The organism is Reticulibacter mediterranei (assembly GCF_016587455.1).
Map to the genome: position 1 here is coordinate 7386130 of NZ_BNJK01000001.1, position 16025 is coordinate 7402154.

Annotated in this window: 10 protein-coding genes; 3 read left to right on the top strand and 7 right to left on the bottom strand. The window is 49.9% G+C overall.

Annotated features, from left to right (window positions below):
• Positions 1-171: 171 nt before the first annotated feature.
• The 4 genes from K3T83_RS31865 to K3T83_RS31880 all read right to left on the bottom strand — a co-directional run bounded on the left by K3T83_RS31865 (position 172) and on the right by K3T83_RS31880 (position 10376).
• Entirely contained in the window at positions 172-2463 is a 2292-nt protein-coding gene (locus K3T83_RS31865; RefSeq protein WP_220206955.1) for a protein kinase domain-containing protein, read from the bottom strand.
• Positions 2464-2594: 131 nt separating this feature from the next.
• Complete coding sequence (locus tag K3T83_RS31870; RefSeq protein WP_220206956.1) at positions 2595-4145, bottom strand: Swt1 family HEPN domain-containing protein; 1551 nt, start codon at positions 4143-4145, stop codon at positions 2595-2597.
• A gap of 19 nt (positions 4146-4164) precedes the next feature.
• Positions 4165-7806: an ATP-binding protein gene (locus K3T83_RS31875; RefSeq protein WP_220206957.1), complete on the bottom strand. Its 3642-nt coding sequence runs from the start codon at positions 7804-7806 to the stop codon at positions 4165-4167.
• Between the two features lie 272 nt (positions 7807-8078).
• Entirely contained in the window at positions 8079-10376 is a 2298-nt protein-coding gene (locus tag K3T83_RS31880) for a LuxR C-terminal-related transcriptional regulator (protein WP_268963491.1), read from the bottom strand.
• A 253-nt stretch (positions 10377-10629) separates the two neighbouring features.
• Here K3T83_RS31880 and K3T83_RS31885 point away from each other — a divergent pair, with 253 nt between their 5' ends.
• Positions 10630-11052: a rhodanese-like domain-containing protein gene (locus K3T83_RS31885; RefSeq protein WP_220206959.1), complete on the top strand. Its 423-nt coding sequence runs from the start codon at positions 10630-10632 to the stop codon at positions 11050-11052.
• A 118-nt stretch (positions 11053-11170) separates the two neighbouring features.
• Here K3T83_RS31885 and K3T83_RS31890 read toward each other — a convergent pair whose 3' ends face one another.
• Positions 11171-12208, bottom strand: a complete 1038-nt coding sequence (locus K3T83_RS31890; RefSeq protein ID WP_220206960.1) for an aldo/keto reductase — start codon at positions 12206-12208, stop codon at positions 11171-11173.
• A gap of 410 nt (positions 12209-12618) precedes the next feature.
• Here K3T83_RS31890 and K3T83_RS31895 point away from each other — a divergent pair, with 410 nt between their 5' ends.
• Both K3T83_RS31895 and K3T83_RS31900 read left to right on the top strand, forming a co-directional pair.
• Positions 12619-13026, top strand: a complete 408-nt coding sequence (locus tag K3T83_RS31895) for a DUF4383 domain-containing protein (protein WP_220206961.1) — start codon at positions 12619-12621, stop codon at positions 13024-13026.
• A gap of 241 nt (positions 13027-13267) precedes the next feature.
• Positions 13268-14170 (top strand): DUF4118 domain-containing protein, encoded by a 903-nt coding sequence (locus tag K3T83_RS31900; protein ID WP_220206962.1) that lies wholly within the window; start codon positions 13268-13270, stop codon positions 14168-14170.
• Positions 14171-14222: 52 nt separating this feature from the next.
• Here K3T83_RS31900 and K3T83_RS58035 read toward each other — a convergent pair whose 3' ends face one another.
• Both K3T83_RS58035 and K3T83_RS31905 read right to left on the bottom strand, forming a co-directional pair.
• Positions 14223-14360 carry an aromatic-ring hydroxylase C-terminal domain-containing protein gene (locus K3T83_RS58035; protein WP_373324624.1) on the bottom strand — a complete coding sequence of 46 codons (138 nt, stop codon included), beginning with the start codon at positions 14358-14360 and terminating at the stop codon, positions 14223-14225.
• A 121-nt stretch (positions 14361-14481) separates the two neighbouring features.
• Positions 14482-15534: a LacI family DNA-binding transcriptional regulator gene (locus tag K3T83_RS31905; protein WP_220206963.1), complete on the bottom strand. Its 1053-nt coding sequence runs from the start codon at positions 15532-15534 to the stop codon at positions 14482-14484.
• Positions 15535-16025: the final 491 nt, after the last annotated feature.

A 16025-nucleotide genomic window follows, 5' to 3' on the forward strand; every position in this document is an offset into this window, starting at 1 on the left:
CCCGCTGTCCTGGTGCAGGACCAATCCTCTCACTTCTCGGCGCTTGAGATAAGCGTTGTGACGGTTCCGTCAGATGACCAGCGATAGACTCCCCCATTGAATCCAACAAACTAACGCATCCTGCCCCAAAAGCGGGGCAGGATGCGTTAGTTTGTTGGATTCAAGGAGCAGCTAGGACGAGACAAAGATTGCTCCTTTGTCTCCCACGGCGACAAAGCGCGAGCCGGACCAGACCACGTTATTCAGGCTCTGTGAGATGCCCGCGTTCTGATCGGTCCAGGTGATCGCATCTGGCGAGGCGAGGATCTGTCCACCCCATCCCACTGCCACGAACTGCGAGCCTGCTCGGATCACATCGGTGAGGTTGAACAGGTGGCTCACGTTCTGGGAAGTCCAGGCGATCCCATCGTGCGAAGTGAGAATAGCCTGGCCCACTGCCACGAACTGGGAGTTGGCCCAGGTTACGCTATTCAGGCTGCTCGAACTGCTCGTGCGCCGAGGCGTCCAGGTGATCGCATCTGGCGAGGTGAGAATGGTACCTCCAATCCCTACCGCGACAAATTGCGAACCGGACCAGGTTAGATCACCCACGTCTCCTGAAGTGCCATCGGAGCGGGTCGTCCAGATGTGTCCATCGGGCGAAGTATAGATACGGCTGAAAAAGCCCAGGACCACGAATTGCGAACCCGCCCAGATAATCTTCGTAAAGCTTGAAAAATTAGCGTCCACTGAACTGGCGAACTGCGCGTTCAGATTTGTCCAGGTGTGTCCATCGGGCGAGGCGAAGACCACGCTGTTGTGAGTAACATGTCCTACTGCGACAAATTCTGAGTGTGCCCAGATCACATCCGTCAGATAGGGGAGATTGGCAACATGCTGGAGAGTCCAGGTATGCCCATCAGGAGAGGTCAGGATGACGCCAGTACTTACCGCATCGCCCACACCATTCCCAGTGTCGTAGGTGCCTCCCACGGCCACGAACAGTGAACCGGACCAGGCCACGGCTGTCAGATTCTGCGAGATACCAGAGGTTGCAGCCTGCCATGCACCACCGGGCACGGAGGTACTCCCTGGCAGATTGTTCGGGAAGAATGTCGTCTCTGGTGTCCTGCCGGAAGCAGACGCGCCCCACGGCCATTGGCCTGTGAGCATACGAAACGTGCCCAGATATCCTCCTCCCAGCAGTAGCAGCAATGACAGCAGAATCGACATCATGACACCAGACGAGATTCGGAAAGCAGGAGACGGCGGCGGAGCCTGGTAAGCAAGCGTCGGCGTCTGGTGGAAGGGAGGGATCTGGTAAGCAGACAGTGGTGGAGTTCTATCGACCTGCACTTCTCCTGGCGTTTCAAGCACCATAAGCTTGAGGTAGAGATTGTTTCCTGCCGTGCTTTGACTGGGCAGCGTCAACACCTGGCCGGAGATCGCACCTGGAGGGATCTGGACGTTAATTATATGCCCATTGAGCAGGGTCAGGACGCGGATGCCGCCGTTACGCGCTTCCCACGTACTGATCGCCAGGGTTGTATATTCATTCTCACCTGGTGGCGGTGGAGGCGGAAGCATACGCATGACAGTTGTCCTATCGACTGCCTGGAAAGCCTCCTGAAAAGCCTGGGCGAACGCGGCTACCGAGGGGTAACGCTGTTCAGGCTTCTTCGCTAGTGCCCGCTGGAGTACCTCATCCACTGTTGACGGCAACAGCGGATTGCTCTTGCGCACCGCTACGGGCTGGGCCTGCATGTGGGCGAACATGACCTGCATAGGTGTGCCCAGAAAAGGAGGTTTCCCGGTGAGCAGTTCATAGGCCATAATTGCCAGGGCGTACTGGTCGCTGGCGAACACGGGGTGGCCGATACATTGCTCCGGGGCCATATAAGTGGGAGTGCCCCGCACCGACTGGCTGCTCCCAGAAGTCGCGCTGCTCAGGCGGGCAATGCCAAAATCGGTGAGCAGCAGATCAGGTGCCTCGTCAGCATCTGACCGGCTGCGGATCAAAAAATTGTCGGGTTTCACATCCAGATGCATAAATTGGTGATCATGCGCATATTGTAAGGCTCTGCCAGCTTGCTGAATGATGTGTGCCACCTGTTTCAGCGTCAACTGCCGGGTCTGGTGTGCTTGTGCTCGTTTGTGTAGCCAGGAGACCAGCGATCCTTCGGGGCGATAGGGCATAATCAAATACGCCTGGGGCAAGCCATCAATCGCAGCTTCACCGTGGTCGTAGAGTGGCAGTATGTTGGGGTGATCAAGCTGAGCAATGGCCGTCGCCTCCCGCCAGAAGAGGCGCATCGCGCTGCTCCCCGTCTCCTGGTTCCACCCCGTCGTCTCGATCCTGATAACCTTGACCGCCACCTGCCTGCGGACCTGGGTATCCTCCGCTAAATAGACCTCGCCCATGCCGCCCCGGCCAATGAGCTGAAGAATGCGGTAGTGGCTGAACTGTTTTCCTTCAAGTGCCATAAACTCTCCCTGCCTAGCAAATTACATCTCTTCTTTATAGCCTCTTCTTTCTAGTACGAAGACAGGTTGCAAGTTTAACGCCAGAGGGAGAATGTGTATTGATGCCAATGAAGGTTTCCAGGGAAAATGCCTTATTTCTCGGTCAACGCTGTATGTTCTTCGATAGCCTGCAAGATCTCCTGACAATACTCCTCGCAGCGGTAACGCACATCGGCTGTGATATTCTGTATACGAATATGCATGACGGGATTTCTTACCTCGGCGATCAGGTCTGCCCGCTGCTTCCAATACGTTTTATTTTTCAGATCTTTTTGAAAAATGGGACGAAAAATAGGCCAGTATTTCTCGAAGATAATGTCAAATATCATTCCTAAATAGGTGTAGTCCAATAAATTATCTGATGTGCCAGCTTTTCCTTTATCCTGGTCTTTCGCCTGAATATTTGTGTAGGTCTGGAAATCTTTTGGATAGCGTTTCTTTAAGTCTTCTAGCCAGAGATCCTTATATACTTTCTGTAATTCCTTTTTGATGAGCGTACGTAAGGTCAACTCTGTCTCTCCCAGAAGCGGAAACAGCTTGACTTCGCGCCCCAGATCATCTAAATATGCCTGGAAGCTCTCGGAAAAGCAGATATAGGCAGGAGCGAGCTTCGTTCCCAGAAGCGATTTCTGAGCGGCATTTTCTTTTATGAGTCCGTACGAGCGTAACTCGTTGATATCCTTCTGTGTGATATCGATTTTGGGGCCAAAGATTACCTGAAACAAGGAATTGATATTCTGATCTTCGCGCAAACGCTGAATAACATTATCAAAATAGTGATCACACGATGTCTGGATCCGATCGAGAATTTGCTCAATAGCCGGTTGCTGCTCTTGATAAGAGGCGGCGACGAGTTCACAACCAAGCATGCCCAGCAGGTAGGGATGACCGCCGCAATAAGAGAGAATCTGCTGCTTCATTTTCGAGGTAATCTGGATAGGAGTCTGTGCAAAAAGACCAAAATATTGTTGTAGGTCCTCATCATTAAAAGGCGTGACGTAATGTTTCGCGAAGATACTATCCAGGGTTGATCCCGCCATTGTCTGCAATTCGATATGCTTGACCGTTCGTCTTGAAAGCGTGATATAGTTCACGCCGCACTCTTGCGAAAGTTGCCGTAAACTCTCAAAACCCTGCTCATCTTTAGCAAAGAGAACACGGGCATAGTCGAACTCTTCCAGGATAAAAAGAAGGTGGATACCGGCGTTTTCAACTTCGGTAAAGAATTTCTTGATATTGCCAGGAAAAAGGAGTTCAAAAGAAGCCGCATCCGGTTGGTATGCTATCAGGCGCTCAATGCTGGCTGTGTCGAGATATTGGGCCTTGTTGATCTCTTTTAAGGCGGCATCGATCAAATGGCTGAAAAAAGCAAGGGAGTTCCTGTGATTCTTGAGGTTGATCCAGACTGGCACCCGCCGTTTGACAAAGAGGTCCACTTCATATGTCTTCAAAACATGTTTGACCAGACTGCTTTTCCCGATCCGGTGAATGCCCACCACTGCAATATTGCTAAGCGGCTCATCTTCTTCGGGGCTGACAAGCATGCCTGCTATTTTGATCATATCTTGCCTGCGCCCGAGAAAGTGTGGGCCGGTGACGATCTGAGTAAAACCGGAAAATGGATTTTTAAACTCTAAGGGCATGGATGCTTTCCCCTCTTCTTCAAGCATTCTCCAAAAGCCATTCTCTATAAAGATCTACCATAATCTTATATTGATATTGATTCTGGCCCGTATGCTTCACAAACGTCTCTCTTTTCTCAAGCACCTTTCTCATTACCAGATCCTCTAATACGTCGTTGAGATCGCACTTTGTCTGGCAATTGATATCCTCACGAGCGCAGAAACCGTCGCGGCTCTCCTTCGCAATATTTTTTAGAACCGCTTCTGCATCTTCAGGTGGAATAGCATCGGCAGAAACATCTCCTGATGTAATGAGGTTGTCAAATTGCGTATCCAGCCTTTGAACGCCTCTCACCATTTCTTCCTGGATGTTTTTGACCTCCGCCTGCGTGATGAATGGTTTCCGCTTGTTATTCATATATTCAACCAGACGTTTGCAAAGAATTTGAATGTAATAAGGGTTGCCTGCCGTTAATCTGAGAATATAATCAACGGCGTTTTCGCGGTAGCGGGTTTTCCCATCAATAAAGATCGGTTCTTCAATTAACAGTTCAGCATGTTCTTTGCTCAGATAGGTTACGAGGAACTTTTCCATGACGCCAAACTCATTAGAGAAACGGTCAATAAATTTTGGCATCACATCTTGCCCAACCAGGATAGCGCTAAAGAGGTTTTTCTGAAGAATAGCTTTCCAATACTGCATGAAATTTTCGGAGAGGCGTCCCTTAACGATATAACTATAAATATACTGGAACTCGTCGATACAGACGATGATTTTTGTCTGTTGCCACCCTGGGGTTTGGGTAGCCTGCTGGAGAAAGGTTTCCAACAATTGAATAAAATAGCGATGGGGTGTTGGATGGTCATAGAAGTCCCGCACATTTTTTGGCAGGTCAATCTGAAGGGGAGAGAAGCCCCGGCTGATTTTGGCGAGAATGGCGGCCTGGACCTTTTCAAGGATCACCCAGAGAATCTGGTTGAAGATAGAAACCTTTGTCTCCATGTCCTCGAGGCGGTATTCACCGATGCTCCCTATGTTCGCAATCAGAAAATTTGGGTCGGGTTTGAGCCTTTCCATCAGATGATACAGGATCGATGATTTCCCAGAACGCATTTGTCCATAGATGACAAACGATTTGCTCTGGGTTTCTGAAGCGTGGATTGCCGCAATCACATTGTCGATAAAAGTATCGCGCCCATAAAACATCTTATCCTGTTTAACAACGGCTCCCTCTGCATAAATGTAGGGATTACGAATAGGCTGAAATGCTCCAAGCTGAATAGAAAAATCAGTTGGTTCTGTCGTGCAGGTTTCCCCAGTATACGCTCGATACTGCACATGTACCGATAAAGAGAACACTTCCGCTTCAATGGCTTGCTCAGTAACCAGCAGAGAAACACATATTGGCTCGGATTCACCTCCGCGCAATAATCCTTCAAACCTCATCTCTTTGCAATGCAGTTCAAATAAGGCTGGATTGGGCTTCACAATCAGTTCCAAAGTATCAGCCGGGCCACAGCTAGCTTTGTTGGTCAGGAAAATCGGCACTTCGATGCTATGACCGAGCAGCGTAGGAGCATTCATACCATCCGGGATATGCAGGCTGATCTGAGGCATAAAGTTGATCTGGATCTCCTGACGACGAATTCCCGTTTGTTGCTGAAGCTCAGCGACAATTGGATAGATCTGCTCAACTGAAAGAATGGTCGGTCCCTGCTCGATATCCTTGAGCATCATTTGACACAGCGCCTCAATTTCATTACAAAAGCGCTCCTTTGTCTCAAAGGTTGTTGCTCTAGAAAGATGGTGCGCATGGTCCAGGATTTTCTGGAGCTGCTTGAGGCGCTCTCCATCCAGGTGAAAAGAGACTTTTGGCATGATTTCACTGATCAGCTTCAAAGCGTCCTCGATCAACGAAATAGCGGTGAGTTTTACCTTTTTGATCGACTGGAAGTGAGTAAAGATTGCCCGATTAATCTGGATTCGCTCTGCTTGCAAATCTTTCCAGTATTTCGTGAATGCACCGTAATCATTAACAGCAACCGGTTGCTGTTCTCTTTGTTGTAAAAACTGTAACGCCCTTTCGAGTATAATTGGAGAGTCGTACATGATGGGGAGTAAGATCTCAGCCGCATATTGACTGCGCGCAATCAGATAGGTAATAGCGTGGAAAATCCGCTCTGGTTCCTGGTGAGACGAGAGGGTGTATTCGAGTGCCATTGCGACTTCGGGAACGTCCTCCTTTTCCATTGGAATCTCTTCTCGCTTGCCAGTGCTGGCATAGAGAAAGCGCACCAGCGTAAACCTCGCTCCCTCGTCGTTGCCACGCGTCTTGTCGCCGCCATAGACACGCAATGCTTCACCATACCATTCGCAGGCGGTTTCCAGTGACTTTTGATTGATGACAGCATCATCTCCCCACGAGCTAAAGCTGCGGCAGAGATCCCTATATGCTCGATCAAGATCGGGTTTCTCTTTGCTCTCGAAAAGGACTTTCGCGGCAGAAAGAAAATATTCCGCGCGTTCCTGGGGACGCCTGATCCCTCCCGACCGGTTGCCCAATTCTTCTGGACCAAATGCATCGTTATTGATGAAGCTTTTCTCGCGGACCTTTTCCGGGGCAACACCTTTATACGAACATCGTTCCAGGAAGAAATCGGTAAATGTGTTGATCTCATTAGAAATCTTGACATCGCTAAAAATCTTGGCGACCTCCTGGGGAGTCATACCGAGGGTTCGGGCGTTTTCAATCTTTTCCAGCAGTTCCGTGACCCCTGCATCAGGGGAGAGGCTCTGGAGTCTTTCCGTGGCTTCGTCGAATTTTCCTTGCTTTAAGAGGCAGAGTGCAATGTTTCTGGTTGCTCCAATATGAGCTTCATTGATCTCAAGGATGCGTTCAAACCAGGTTTTTGCCTCTTCCAACTGATCGAGCTGCATGTAACAGATACCCATCTGCTGGTACATATATGCCTTTTTGCTTGGTGAGGCTTTCGTATCGAGATTTTTAATGCACCATCTCAACGGTTTGATTGTCTCTTCGTAGCGTCTCGTTTGCCAGTAGGCTTCAGTGAGAATCGTGTTGCGATATTCACTTTTCATTAAGCCTTTATAATCTTCTAACAGTTCGATAATATGTTCATGCTGGTTAATCTGAAAATAGAGTGATACTAACTGGCGAATGGCCTGCTCTGGTTTCTCGATCTTGTCGATTGCTTCGCGGAGGAGAGGAATCGCGCTTTCTCGATCCTTGCCTCGATTGATAATCTGTCTGGCCTGTTGTAAAAGAGCGGCCCCCTCGACAAAGCGGGCCTGTTGGGCAGGAGTCACTTTTGCCGCTTGATTGGACGATCCGCGCGCCGATTTCGTGGCCTCTTTTTTCTTCTGACCGCTCGCTTTTTTCGTACCTTGAGATGAGGTGTTTCCTGGTTTTTCTAAGCGTTGGATCGAACCTGTTTGGTCTGGCGCTGCTATACTCTGTGCCTGTTGCTCGCATGGCTGCCAGGTCGCGATCATGTCGAGAATGCAGGAAAAGGGAATACCTGATGAGTAGCGCTTGAGCGTTAGATGGGTTACACTGATCTCTTCGAGGCTCCCAACAACCTTCTCGCCATTTTTCAGCGAAATCTCAACACCGCTGCCCAAAGGAATATACCTCTGGATTGAACGGGCAATGTCACTCACCTATGTCAACCCCTTCATTACAGAACATCATAAGAGCTTGAAGAATATTGCTAGGTTTGTTTTTTCGGAAGCATGCTCTATTTGTGGATTGGTTGTATCTGTACGCAAAACTTCAATCACCGTTATAGTAGCATAGAGATTAAATTCTTGTAAAGCGTTCGTGGTACTTTTCTCTGCGAAAAACGGGTTGCTAACAGGCAAGGGCACAGGCGAGGAGTCTCTGGTTGCAGCTCGCGACGTGCCCGATAGCAAGGAGTATGTATTGGAGCATCTTACTCATCGAGTGCCTGGGAGATGGCCTGTTCCAATGTCATCGCGCGACCTTCAGTCCAGGCTGTATGGAAGGTTGCTTCATCGAGTTGAGTACGGATGGTGGCGATCATGTCGTCTATCTCTCGCTTGTCGTTGGGCTGGTGAAAAGCTCCCAGGCGTTCCAATGCTCTTTCTGATGCACCAAGTAAGCGCACGGCCTGTCGTGGTTGATCCAGTGCGCCGATTGCCCCGGCAAGCGTTGCCAGAGCTTGCGCTAGTTGCAACTGGTTGTTCGTGGTGTGGGCTAACCGTAAACCTTGTATCCCCAGGTCGCGCGCATGTTCTGCCTTGCCTTCGTGGAGAGCGATGAAGGCAAGGTTCTGATAAATAAAAACAATCCGACGCGTTTCACCGGTCTGCTGAGAGGCAGCGAGACATTCTTCATAAGCACGCTTTGCATGTTCATCAGCGCCACTGGCGCGCGCTATTTCCCCAACGATATTGAGAGCCTGCGCAATTCCTGGCAGATGATTCATTGAGTGGAATAGCGTCAGACTCTCCTCAACAAGAGGCATAGCGGCATGTGGCTCTCGCAGCATTGTATAGCCCAGCAAGGCAAGTGCCCACGCTATCTGAAGCTGATCTCCTAAATCACGAGAAATAGCAAGTGATCTGATAAAAAAGGGAGTCCCTGCATCAAGATTATAGAAGAGGGCCAGATGCCCGGCACTGAGGAGGAGCCTGGGATGATATATACGGGGAACTTCATTAAGCCGCTCCAGCAGTTGTTGCGTCCAGCGATGGCCTTCGACATGGTGTCCATTACCATACCAGAACAGGCCAAGTGCGCCTGCTAAGCGCACACCGAGCGTCACATCTCCATCGTTTAACGACCATTCCAGCACTGCACGGATATTCTCCAGGTCGAGTTCCAGTTGCCGGGACCAATGATTGTATCCTGCTAACCGCAGTTCTGGCTCCGCACGTTCAGCCAGAGAGACAAAATACATCGCATGCCGCCTTCTTATGGTTTCCTCTTCACCGTTGGTATGCATTTGCTCACGCGCGTACTCCTGAATCATTTCTAGCATGACAAAGCGCAATTCGTTGCCGGGCATCTCTTTCTGCTGCACGAGGTTTTTATCCACGAGCGAGGCCAGCCCATCTAGTACGTCGATAGACAGTCCTGCGCTACAGATGTCTTCGATTGCTTCCAACGAACGACTGCCTCGAAATACGCTCAGGCGGGCCAGTAATCGTTTCTCATTCTCATCAAGCAGGTTATAGCTCCATTCAATGGAGTCGCGCAGGGTCCGCTGGCGTGGGGGAGCATCACGTGGGCCGCCTGTGAGGAGGCGCAGAGGAGAGGTTTCCCTCGTTCCTTCCAACCGCTTTAATAAGGCCTGGGGCGTGAAGAGTTTGCAACGTGCCGCAGCCAGTTCAAGCGCAAGGGGTAATCCATCGAGGCGGGTACAGATTTGTCCAATAACTGGAGCTGTCAGTTCATTTGGCATAAAGCGAGGCGAAATCATTTGTGTATAGCGTACGAATAACAGCCCCGCCTCAGATTTGATGAGGCCCTGAACAGAGGATACCTCATCAGGCGGGAGTGAGAGCGGTGGTACGCAATATTCCTGCTCCCCGGCAAGGCGTAGTGGCTCTCTGCTGGTGACGAGTATTTTTAGATGTGCAGAAGCGGTCAGTAATTCGGAGATTAGTGGAGCTGCCTTGATAACATGCTCAAAGTTGTCAATCAGGAGCAACAATTCTCGTTGAGCGAGGACGCGTTTCAATGTATTCAACAGTGGTTCTGTAGGATGTTCAAACACGCCAAGTGCCCCGGCAATCGTTTGAGCTACCAGGATATGATCGGACAGCGGAGCAAGATCGCAGAAACAGACGCCATCAGCGAAGCTTGTGGTGATCTCTGTTGCCACGCGCAACGCTAGCTGCGTCTTGCCTGTCCCTCCGATACCGGTGAGCGTTAACAAGCGAGAAGTATGCAGCAGGCGTGTCACTTCAACCATTTCACGGTTACGTCCAACAAAAAGACGGGTTGGTGCTGGCAGATTGGACGTGGGTATCAGCGGTGGTGACAGAACGCTTCCGTTATCGATGCTCTTTACATATGTGATAGCCTGGGTTCGGCTTCTGACCCCCAGTTTGCTGTAAATCTGGCGATTATACCATTTGATGGTGTTCAGGCTCAGGAAGAGAGCATCGGCAATTTGTTGATCAGACAATCCCGCAGATAGTTGTTTCAAGATCTCTTTTTCTCGCTCATTCAAGAGATCTGAGGATGCCGCCTTTCCTTTCATAGTCCAACTTTCATTCAAATGATACGCCTATAGAAATAAAATACTGCTTTTGATAATATATTGCTAATTTTGGTTCGACTTGCCCAATATTTGCAGGTTAGATTTATAGTATTAACGCAGCAAGGGAGCTTTTTTGCCATGCTTTATTTCCATTAGAAAGAATGGAGACTTCTTCCCTGATTTTGATTATGCTTTAGGAAGATGAAACGAATAGAGATTTGAGTCTCTATCTTAAAAAGAAAGGTGAAGCATTATGACAATACATGGCAACGAACAAGGAAAGGCGGCAAGCCAGATTGTAGCCGAAGCACGCAAAGCCGTCCCCGAAATTACCGTTGCACAGGCAAAGGAGGAGCTGGAACAGGGACAGGCTGGCTTGCTACTTGATGTCAGAGAGCCATCTGAGTGGGAGCAGGGACATATTCCAGGTGCGGTACTGGCTCCACGCGGCATGCTTGAATGGTACGCCGATCCGACAACGCCTTATGCCAAACCAGAACTGACAACGAAAAAGGATGCTCACATCATTGTGGCGTGTGCATCTGGCGGTCGCTCGCTGCTGGCTGCTCAGACGCTGCAATCGATGGGGTATACAGATGTCGTGAGTATGGCAGGGGGCTTTAAAGAGTGGAGCAATAAAGCGTTTCCAGTCGAGGAGGAGGCTGGAGAGAGATAACACATCTGTAACACAAACAGAACAACAAAACATCATAGAGGCTGGCGATGGTAAGCATCCATCTGCCAGTCTCGTCTGACATACCGAGGCGTTATATTTTGCTTTGTTCGTCGCGTACTTACAGGTACGTGGGAACCGCAAGGGGATTACGCTCGGCGAAAGGCCGTTGATGCCAGTAAGGGTAGATGGTCGGGATTTCGCTGGCCTTGTCGAGTCTGGCTACCTGTTCGGCGCTGAGATTCCAGCCAACGGCACCCAGATTTTGCTTCAATTGTTCCTCATTGCGCGCACCGACGATGATGCTTGCCACCGTTGGACGCTGCAACAGCCAGTTCAGGGCGATCTGAGAGACCGACTTGCCCGTCTCGCTGGCAATCGCATCAAGGGCATCGACGATCTCATACACTTTCTCGTCGGGAATGCGTGACCCTTCGGAGCCTATCTGCTGGACGCGACTGCCCTCCGGGGCCGGTTGCCCACGCCGGATCTTGCCCGATAGCACGCCAGAAGCCAGAGGACTCCAGACAATAGTGCCCACCTTCTGATCGAGCGCCAGTGGCATCAGCTCCCACTCATACTCGCGGCCAACCAGAGAGTAAAACGCCTGATGCGCTACATAGCGGGTCCAACCGTAGGTCTGAGAGGTGGCAAGAGATTTCATCAGATGCCAGCCAGAGAAATTGGAACAGGCGATATAGCGTACCTTGCCGCTCTGTACCAGCGTATCGAGTGTGCGCAACGTCTCTTCAACTGGGGTCAGAGCGTCGAAGCCGTGCAGCGTATAAATATCGATATGATCTGTATTCAGTCTGCGCAGACTATCCTCACAGGCGCGAATCAGGTGATAGCGTGAGGAACCCAGATCGTTTGGTTCCTCGCCCATCCGAAATGTTGCCTTCGTTGAAATCAGGAGCTGATCACGCCGCCCAGCAATAGCTTTGCCCAGCACTTCTTCAGAGACCCCCCCTGAATAGACATCGGCGGTATCGAACAGATTGACGCCAGCTTCCAGGCATATATCAATCAGATGAGATGCTTCAGCCACGTCAGTTTTTCCCCAGGCGCTAAAGAAATCTCCCCGGCCACCAAAGGTTGCTGTTCCGAAGCTGAGCGCAGAAACTTTCAGGCCAGAGCCACCCAGTTGCCTATATTCCATTTGATTTTTCCTCTCTTCTCTTGCCTTTTAAATGGATGTTACATTAAGGGTGAACAGACGGCCCATCGTCGTTGCATCTTCCAAGAAATAGAAAATGCCCATTGAAAAATGACAATGGGCAGCCTGTTCTTTTCCCTAAAAATGAGGCCACTACATTGTATCTTACAACAAAATGAGACGACCCGCTTTATCGCATCTATTTAGTTATGTAGGAGATAGATGAAGCCTTATTTGTAACCGCATATCTCTTCCTTAGCTGGAAAAATATGTCAACCTTCTACAATAGAAGCTGAAGAAAGAAAAATTCCCTTTTTCTTCATGAGTTACATTATTCTTCTCTTCTTCGTGAAGGTATCACGGTATGCAATTTTTCATGTAGTTTTGCTGTGGTCTTGAAAGGAGTAATCCATATGGAGTGGACGACAAACCGTGTCATCGCCTTGATTATTGGCGTTGTCTTTACGATCATAGGGATCGTGGGCCTCTTTGTTACATCCAGTATGAGAGTTGGGAGTCTGATGGGGTTTGACGTGGATATTGTTCACAATCTGATCCACCTGATAACAGGTCTGATGGCCCTTGCCTCCGTGTTTCTGGGCTGGTTCCGGCGTTTCAACCAGGTCTTCGGGATCATTTACCTGTTGCTTGGTCTGTCCGGGCTGATCTATCCGGGACTCTACTTTAACCATCTGTTGATGGGCATAACTCATGTAAATGCTGCCGATCATGTCCTTCATCTCGTCGTCGGTGTTGTAGCAGCAGGCGTCGGGTTCTTTGCTCGCGACTATACCACCTCCCGTGCAACCCCAACTTTCTAATATAGTTGAGAAGGGATGAAGCAAGCTGCACTCATCCCTTCTCATCATATAGCTCCTTCTTTATTTATAAGAGCATACGGTTCTTGCCTGAAAACTGAGCGCGGCTTGCATCTTCTTGAGTAGTTTTTGAGGCGATGAAGGATATACTGAGGACGAGAGAAAGAAACTTGAAGCGAAGCACCTTGATAGATAAGGCTGCTCTTCACCAATGATGTTTTCTCTTGAAAAGGAGCATACGTTGATGCAAGCGATAGAACGTATTCCTCAGCTAGAAGCGCGGGCAAGAGTCCACCGGCAACAGATCGTGGTTGATAGCCTGCTGGCAATTATAGGTGTATTGCTCATCACAGGTTTCATGGTCGTTCTCCGGCTGTATCCTGCGATCTCCACCGTCTCGATTCTTTACCTGTTGCTCATTCTGCCGTTGGCGATGTGGCGTGGGCGTTATGCTGCTATACTTGCCGCCATTGTCGCTGTGCTGGCCTTTAACTTCTTTCTGGTTCCTCCTCTGTATACTTTGATCATGCCTACAAGTGAATGGCTGGCACTTGGCGTTTTTCTGCTGACGGCGCTTGTGACCAGTCAGCTTGCCATTATCAGCCGTAAAAGTGCAGAACAGGCCTGGTCGCGGGAACGAGAAACGCGCATTCTCTACGAAATGATGCACGCCGTCAATAGCCAGATGACCCTTGATGAGCAACTTGATGTGATAGCGCTTGCCACTGTCCGCATTTTTGCCGCCTGGGGCATGCGTGAATGCGCTTTGTTGCTTCCTGATGAGAAGGGACGCCTGCTGATCCGGGCCGAGGCTCCCATACAGATCGAATCTTTCACGCTCTCTCCTGAGCATCTGACGATTGCGCATCAGGTCTTAGTGGAAGGAAAAAGGAGAGTAGTATCTAATGTCGTGTTCTCTTCTGGAGAAAAGGGGTACTTGCACTTGCTTCCTCTGCAAATCGATGGACGTATTCTAGGCGTACTTGCGCTGCATATCCAGGCCGAAAAGAGGTTTCTCACGTTGGAGCAGGCGTTGGATGAGCAGGGACCCTTGGATGATCAGCGCGCATTTTTCTGGATATTCCTGGATCAGGTGGCTTTAACGCTTGATCGAACGCGTTTGCGGACGGCTACCCTGGGTTTATAGGTTCGTCATACAGGCGTCACGATGACGATGTAATGCCTGTATGACAGTCAGGCTAGCGACCAAACAGACGAGCAAATACCTGCTCTAAAGCCTCGTTTGCGGTTCCTGATCGCCAGGCAATAAAGCCATCGGGACGCGCCAGTACGGCACCATTGCTGGGGATATCATAGACATTGAAGGAGAATTTTATAAAAGATCAGGGAACAGAGAACGGTGTTCGTGGTCCTATGAAGAGGCAAACGGAGGGCGAAGGGTGGTTGTAGAGAGCAAAGTGATGGCTTTTTGCAAGGGAAGTGGATCGAGCAGCTGTATCAGGTTGTAGAGAGTGGATGTGTGCGTGGGGCCGCGCAAGACTCGCGCACCACGAGCGAAGTCGAAAGCTCTACATGGTTGGAGTCCAGAGGCAGACCTGCGATCAGACGCAGGAGCATACCGGTTGCCATGCGTCCCATCTCGATCAATGGTTGATGAATTGTCGTCAGTGGTGGTGCCATCTGAGCTGTATACATCACATCGTCGAAGCCGATCACGCTCATATCGTCGGGGATACGGATATTGCGCTTGTATAACGCCTGATACACACCGGCTGCCTGAGCATCATTGCCGGTGAAGATAGCAGTGGGAGGATCAGGTTGGTTGAGCAGCGTGAACGTTTGCTTAATGCCGTCACCCAACAAATAGTTTCCTTCGCAAATGAGCGCCGGATCGATGCCAATACCAGCACGCTCAAGCGCCTCCCGGTAGCCAGCAAGACGTGCGCGTGAAGTGGTCAGGTGTAGCGGACCAGTAATAATGCCGATGCGTCGATGCCCGAGAGAGATCAGATGTTCCGTTGCCGTATATCCGCCCAGCCAGATCGTCGAACCAATCGTCGGGAACGTCGTGGTTGGTTCGTTACGGTCCCCAATTGCTACAAAAGGGATATTTTGCTCCATCAACGCATTAGGAATTCCCACCCGCTCGTAGGGAAGTAAAAGCAGCACCCCATCTGTGGAACGATCAAGCAAACGGCGCAGCCAGAGACGCTCCGTGTCCTCATTTTCATGAGTGGCAAAAACTGTCAGGCGGTGTCCGCTTTCTTCAAGCGCATCCTGGACGCCGTGCATGATACCCAGATCATAGCCACCCTCCAGGCGCATAATCACCAGATCGATCGATCCACTCTGTCCCTTGCGTAGATGGCGAGCGGCATGATTTTGCACATAGTCGTTTTGCTCTATTAAGCGCTGGATACGTGCACGTGTCTGCGCACCAACCCCGGGAAGTTGATTCAAGACCTTCGAGACGGTTGTTGTAGAAACCCCCGCCTCCTTAGCGATTTCGACCATGGTTAAACGTTTACTCTGTTTCGACTCCTGCGCCATGCGCTTTCCCCCTGATGTTGGTAAACAATCACTCAAAGTGTTGTGTCAATCGTACCATGTTTTTTTTCAAATTGTCAACATTCTTCCCGCTAAAAGAGCTTATTCATGCGCTATTGAAGGAAGATGAGGCAGGAATTCGGGTGGAGAAACAACATTTTGGAAAAATGGCGCTCTACCCTTGACATTTGGAAATTTCTATGCTACCTTTTTTGCAGAAAGACAAGGTAAACGTTACCCTTAATTAACCTTTCGTCAGTGTTCGACGAGAATATCTTTGAGGAGGTGAACAAGCTATGGCGCTGTTTCCTTCAATGCAGACATACTACGAATTTCCCAACATTTTCTCGTTTCCCTCTGGCGTAATTGTCCGCACAGGCTCTGATTATTTGTGTCCTGTCCGCAGGTGATGCGCCTTTTCGCCGTTTTTTTACCCTTACTTCCGTCGTTTCGTCAGACCTGGAACTCATCACGTATTATCGATTACCAGCTCG

Bases quoted from the DNA above. Each gene is read 5' to 3' on its own strand.
- K3T83_RS31865 (WP_220206955.1), bottom strand. From the start codon at position 2,463: ATGGCACTTGAAGGAAAACAGTTCAGCCACTACCGCATTCTTCAGCTC.
- K3T83_RS31870 (WP_220206956.1), bottom strand. From the start codon at position 4,145: ATGCCCTTAGAGTTTAAAAATCCATTTTCCGGTTTTACTCAGATCGTC.
- K3T83_RS31880 (WP_268963491.1), bottom strand. From the start codon at position 10,376: ATGAAAGGAAAGGCGGCATCCTCAGATCTCTTGAATGAGCGAGAAAAA.
- K3T83_RS31885 (WP_220206959.1), top strand. From the start codon at position 10,630: ATGACAATACATGGCAACGAACAAGGAAAGGCGGCAAGCCAGATTGTA.
- K3T83_RS31890 (WP_220206960.1), bottom strand. From the start codon at position 12,208: ATGGAATATAGGCAACTGGGTGGCTCTGGCCTGAAAGTTTCTGCGCTC.
- K3T83_RS31895 (WP_220206961.1), top strand. From the start codon at position 12,619: ATGGAGTGGACGACAAACCGTGTCATCGCCTTGATTATTGGCGTTGTC.
- K3T83_RS31900 (WP_220206962.1), top strand. From the start codon at position 13,268: ATGCAAGCGATAGAACGTATTCCTCAGCTAGAAGCGCGGGCAAGAGTC.
- K3T83_RS31905 (WP_220206963.1), bottom strand. From the start codon at position 15,534: ATGGCGCAGGAGTCGAAACAGAGTAAACGTTTAACCATGGTCGAAATC.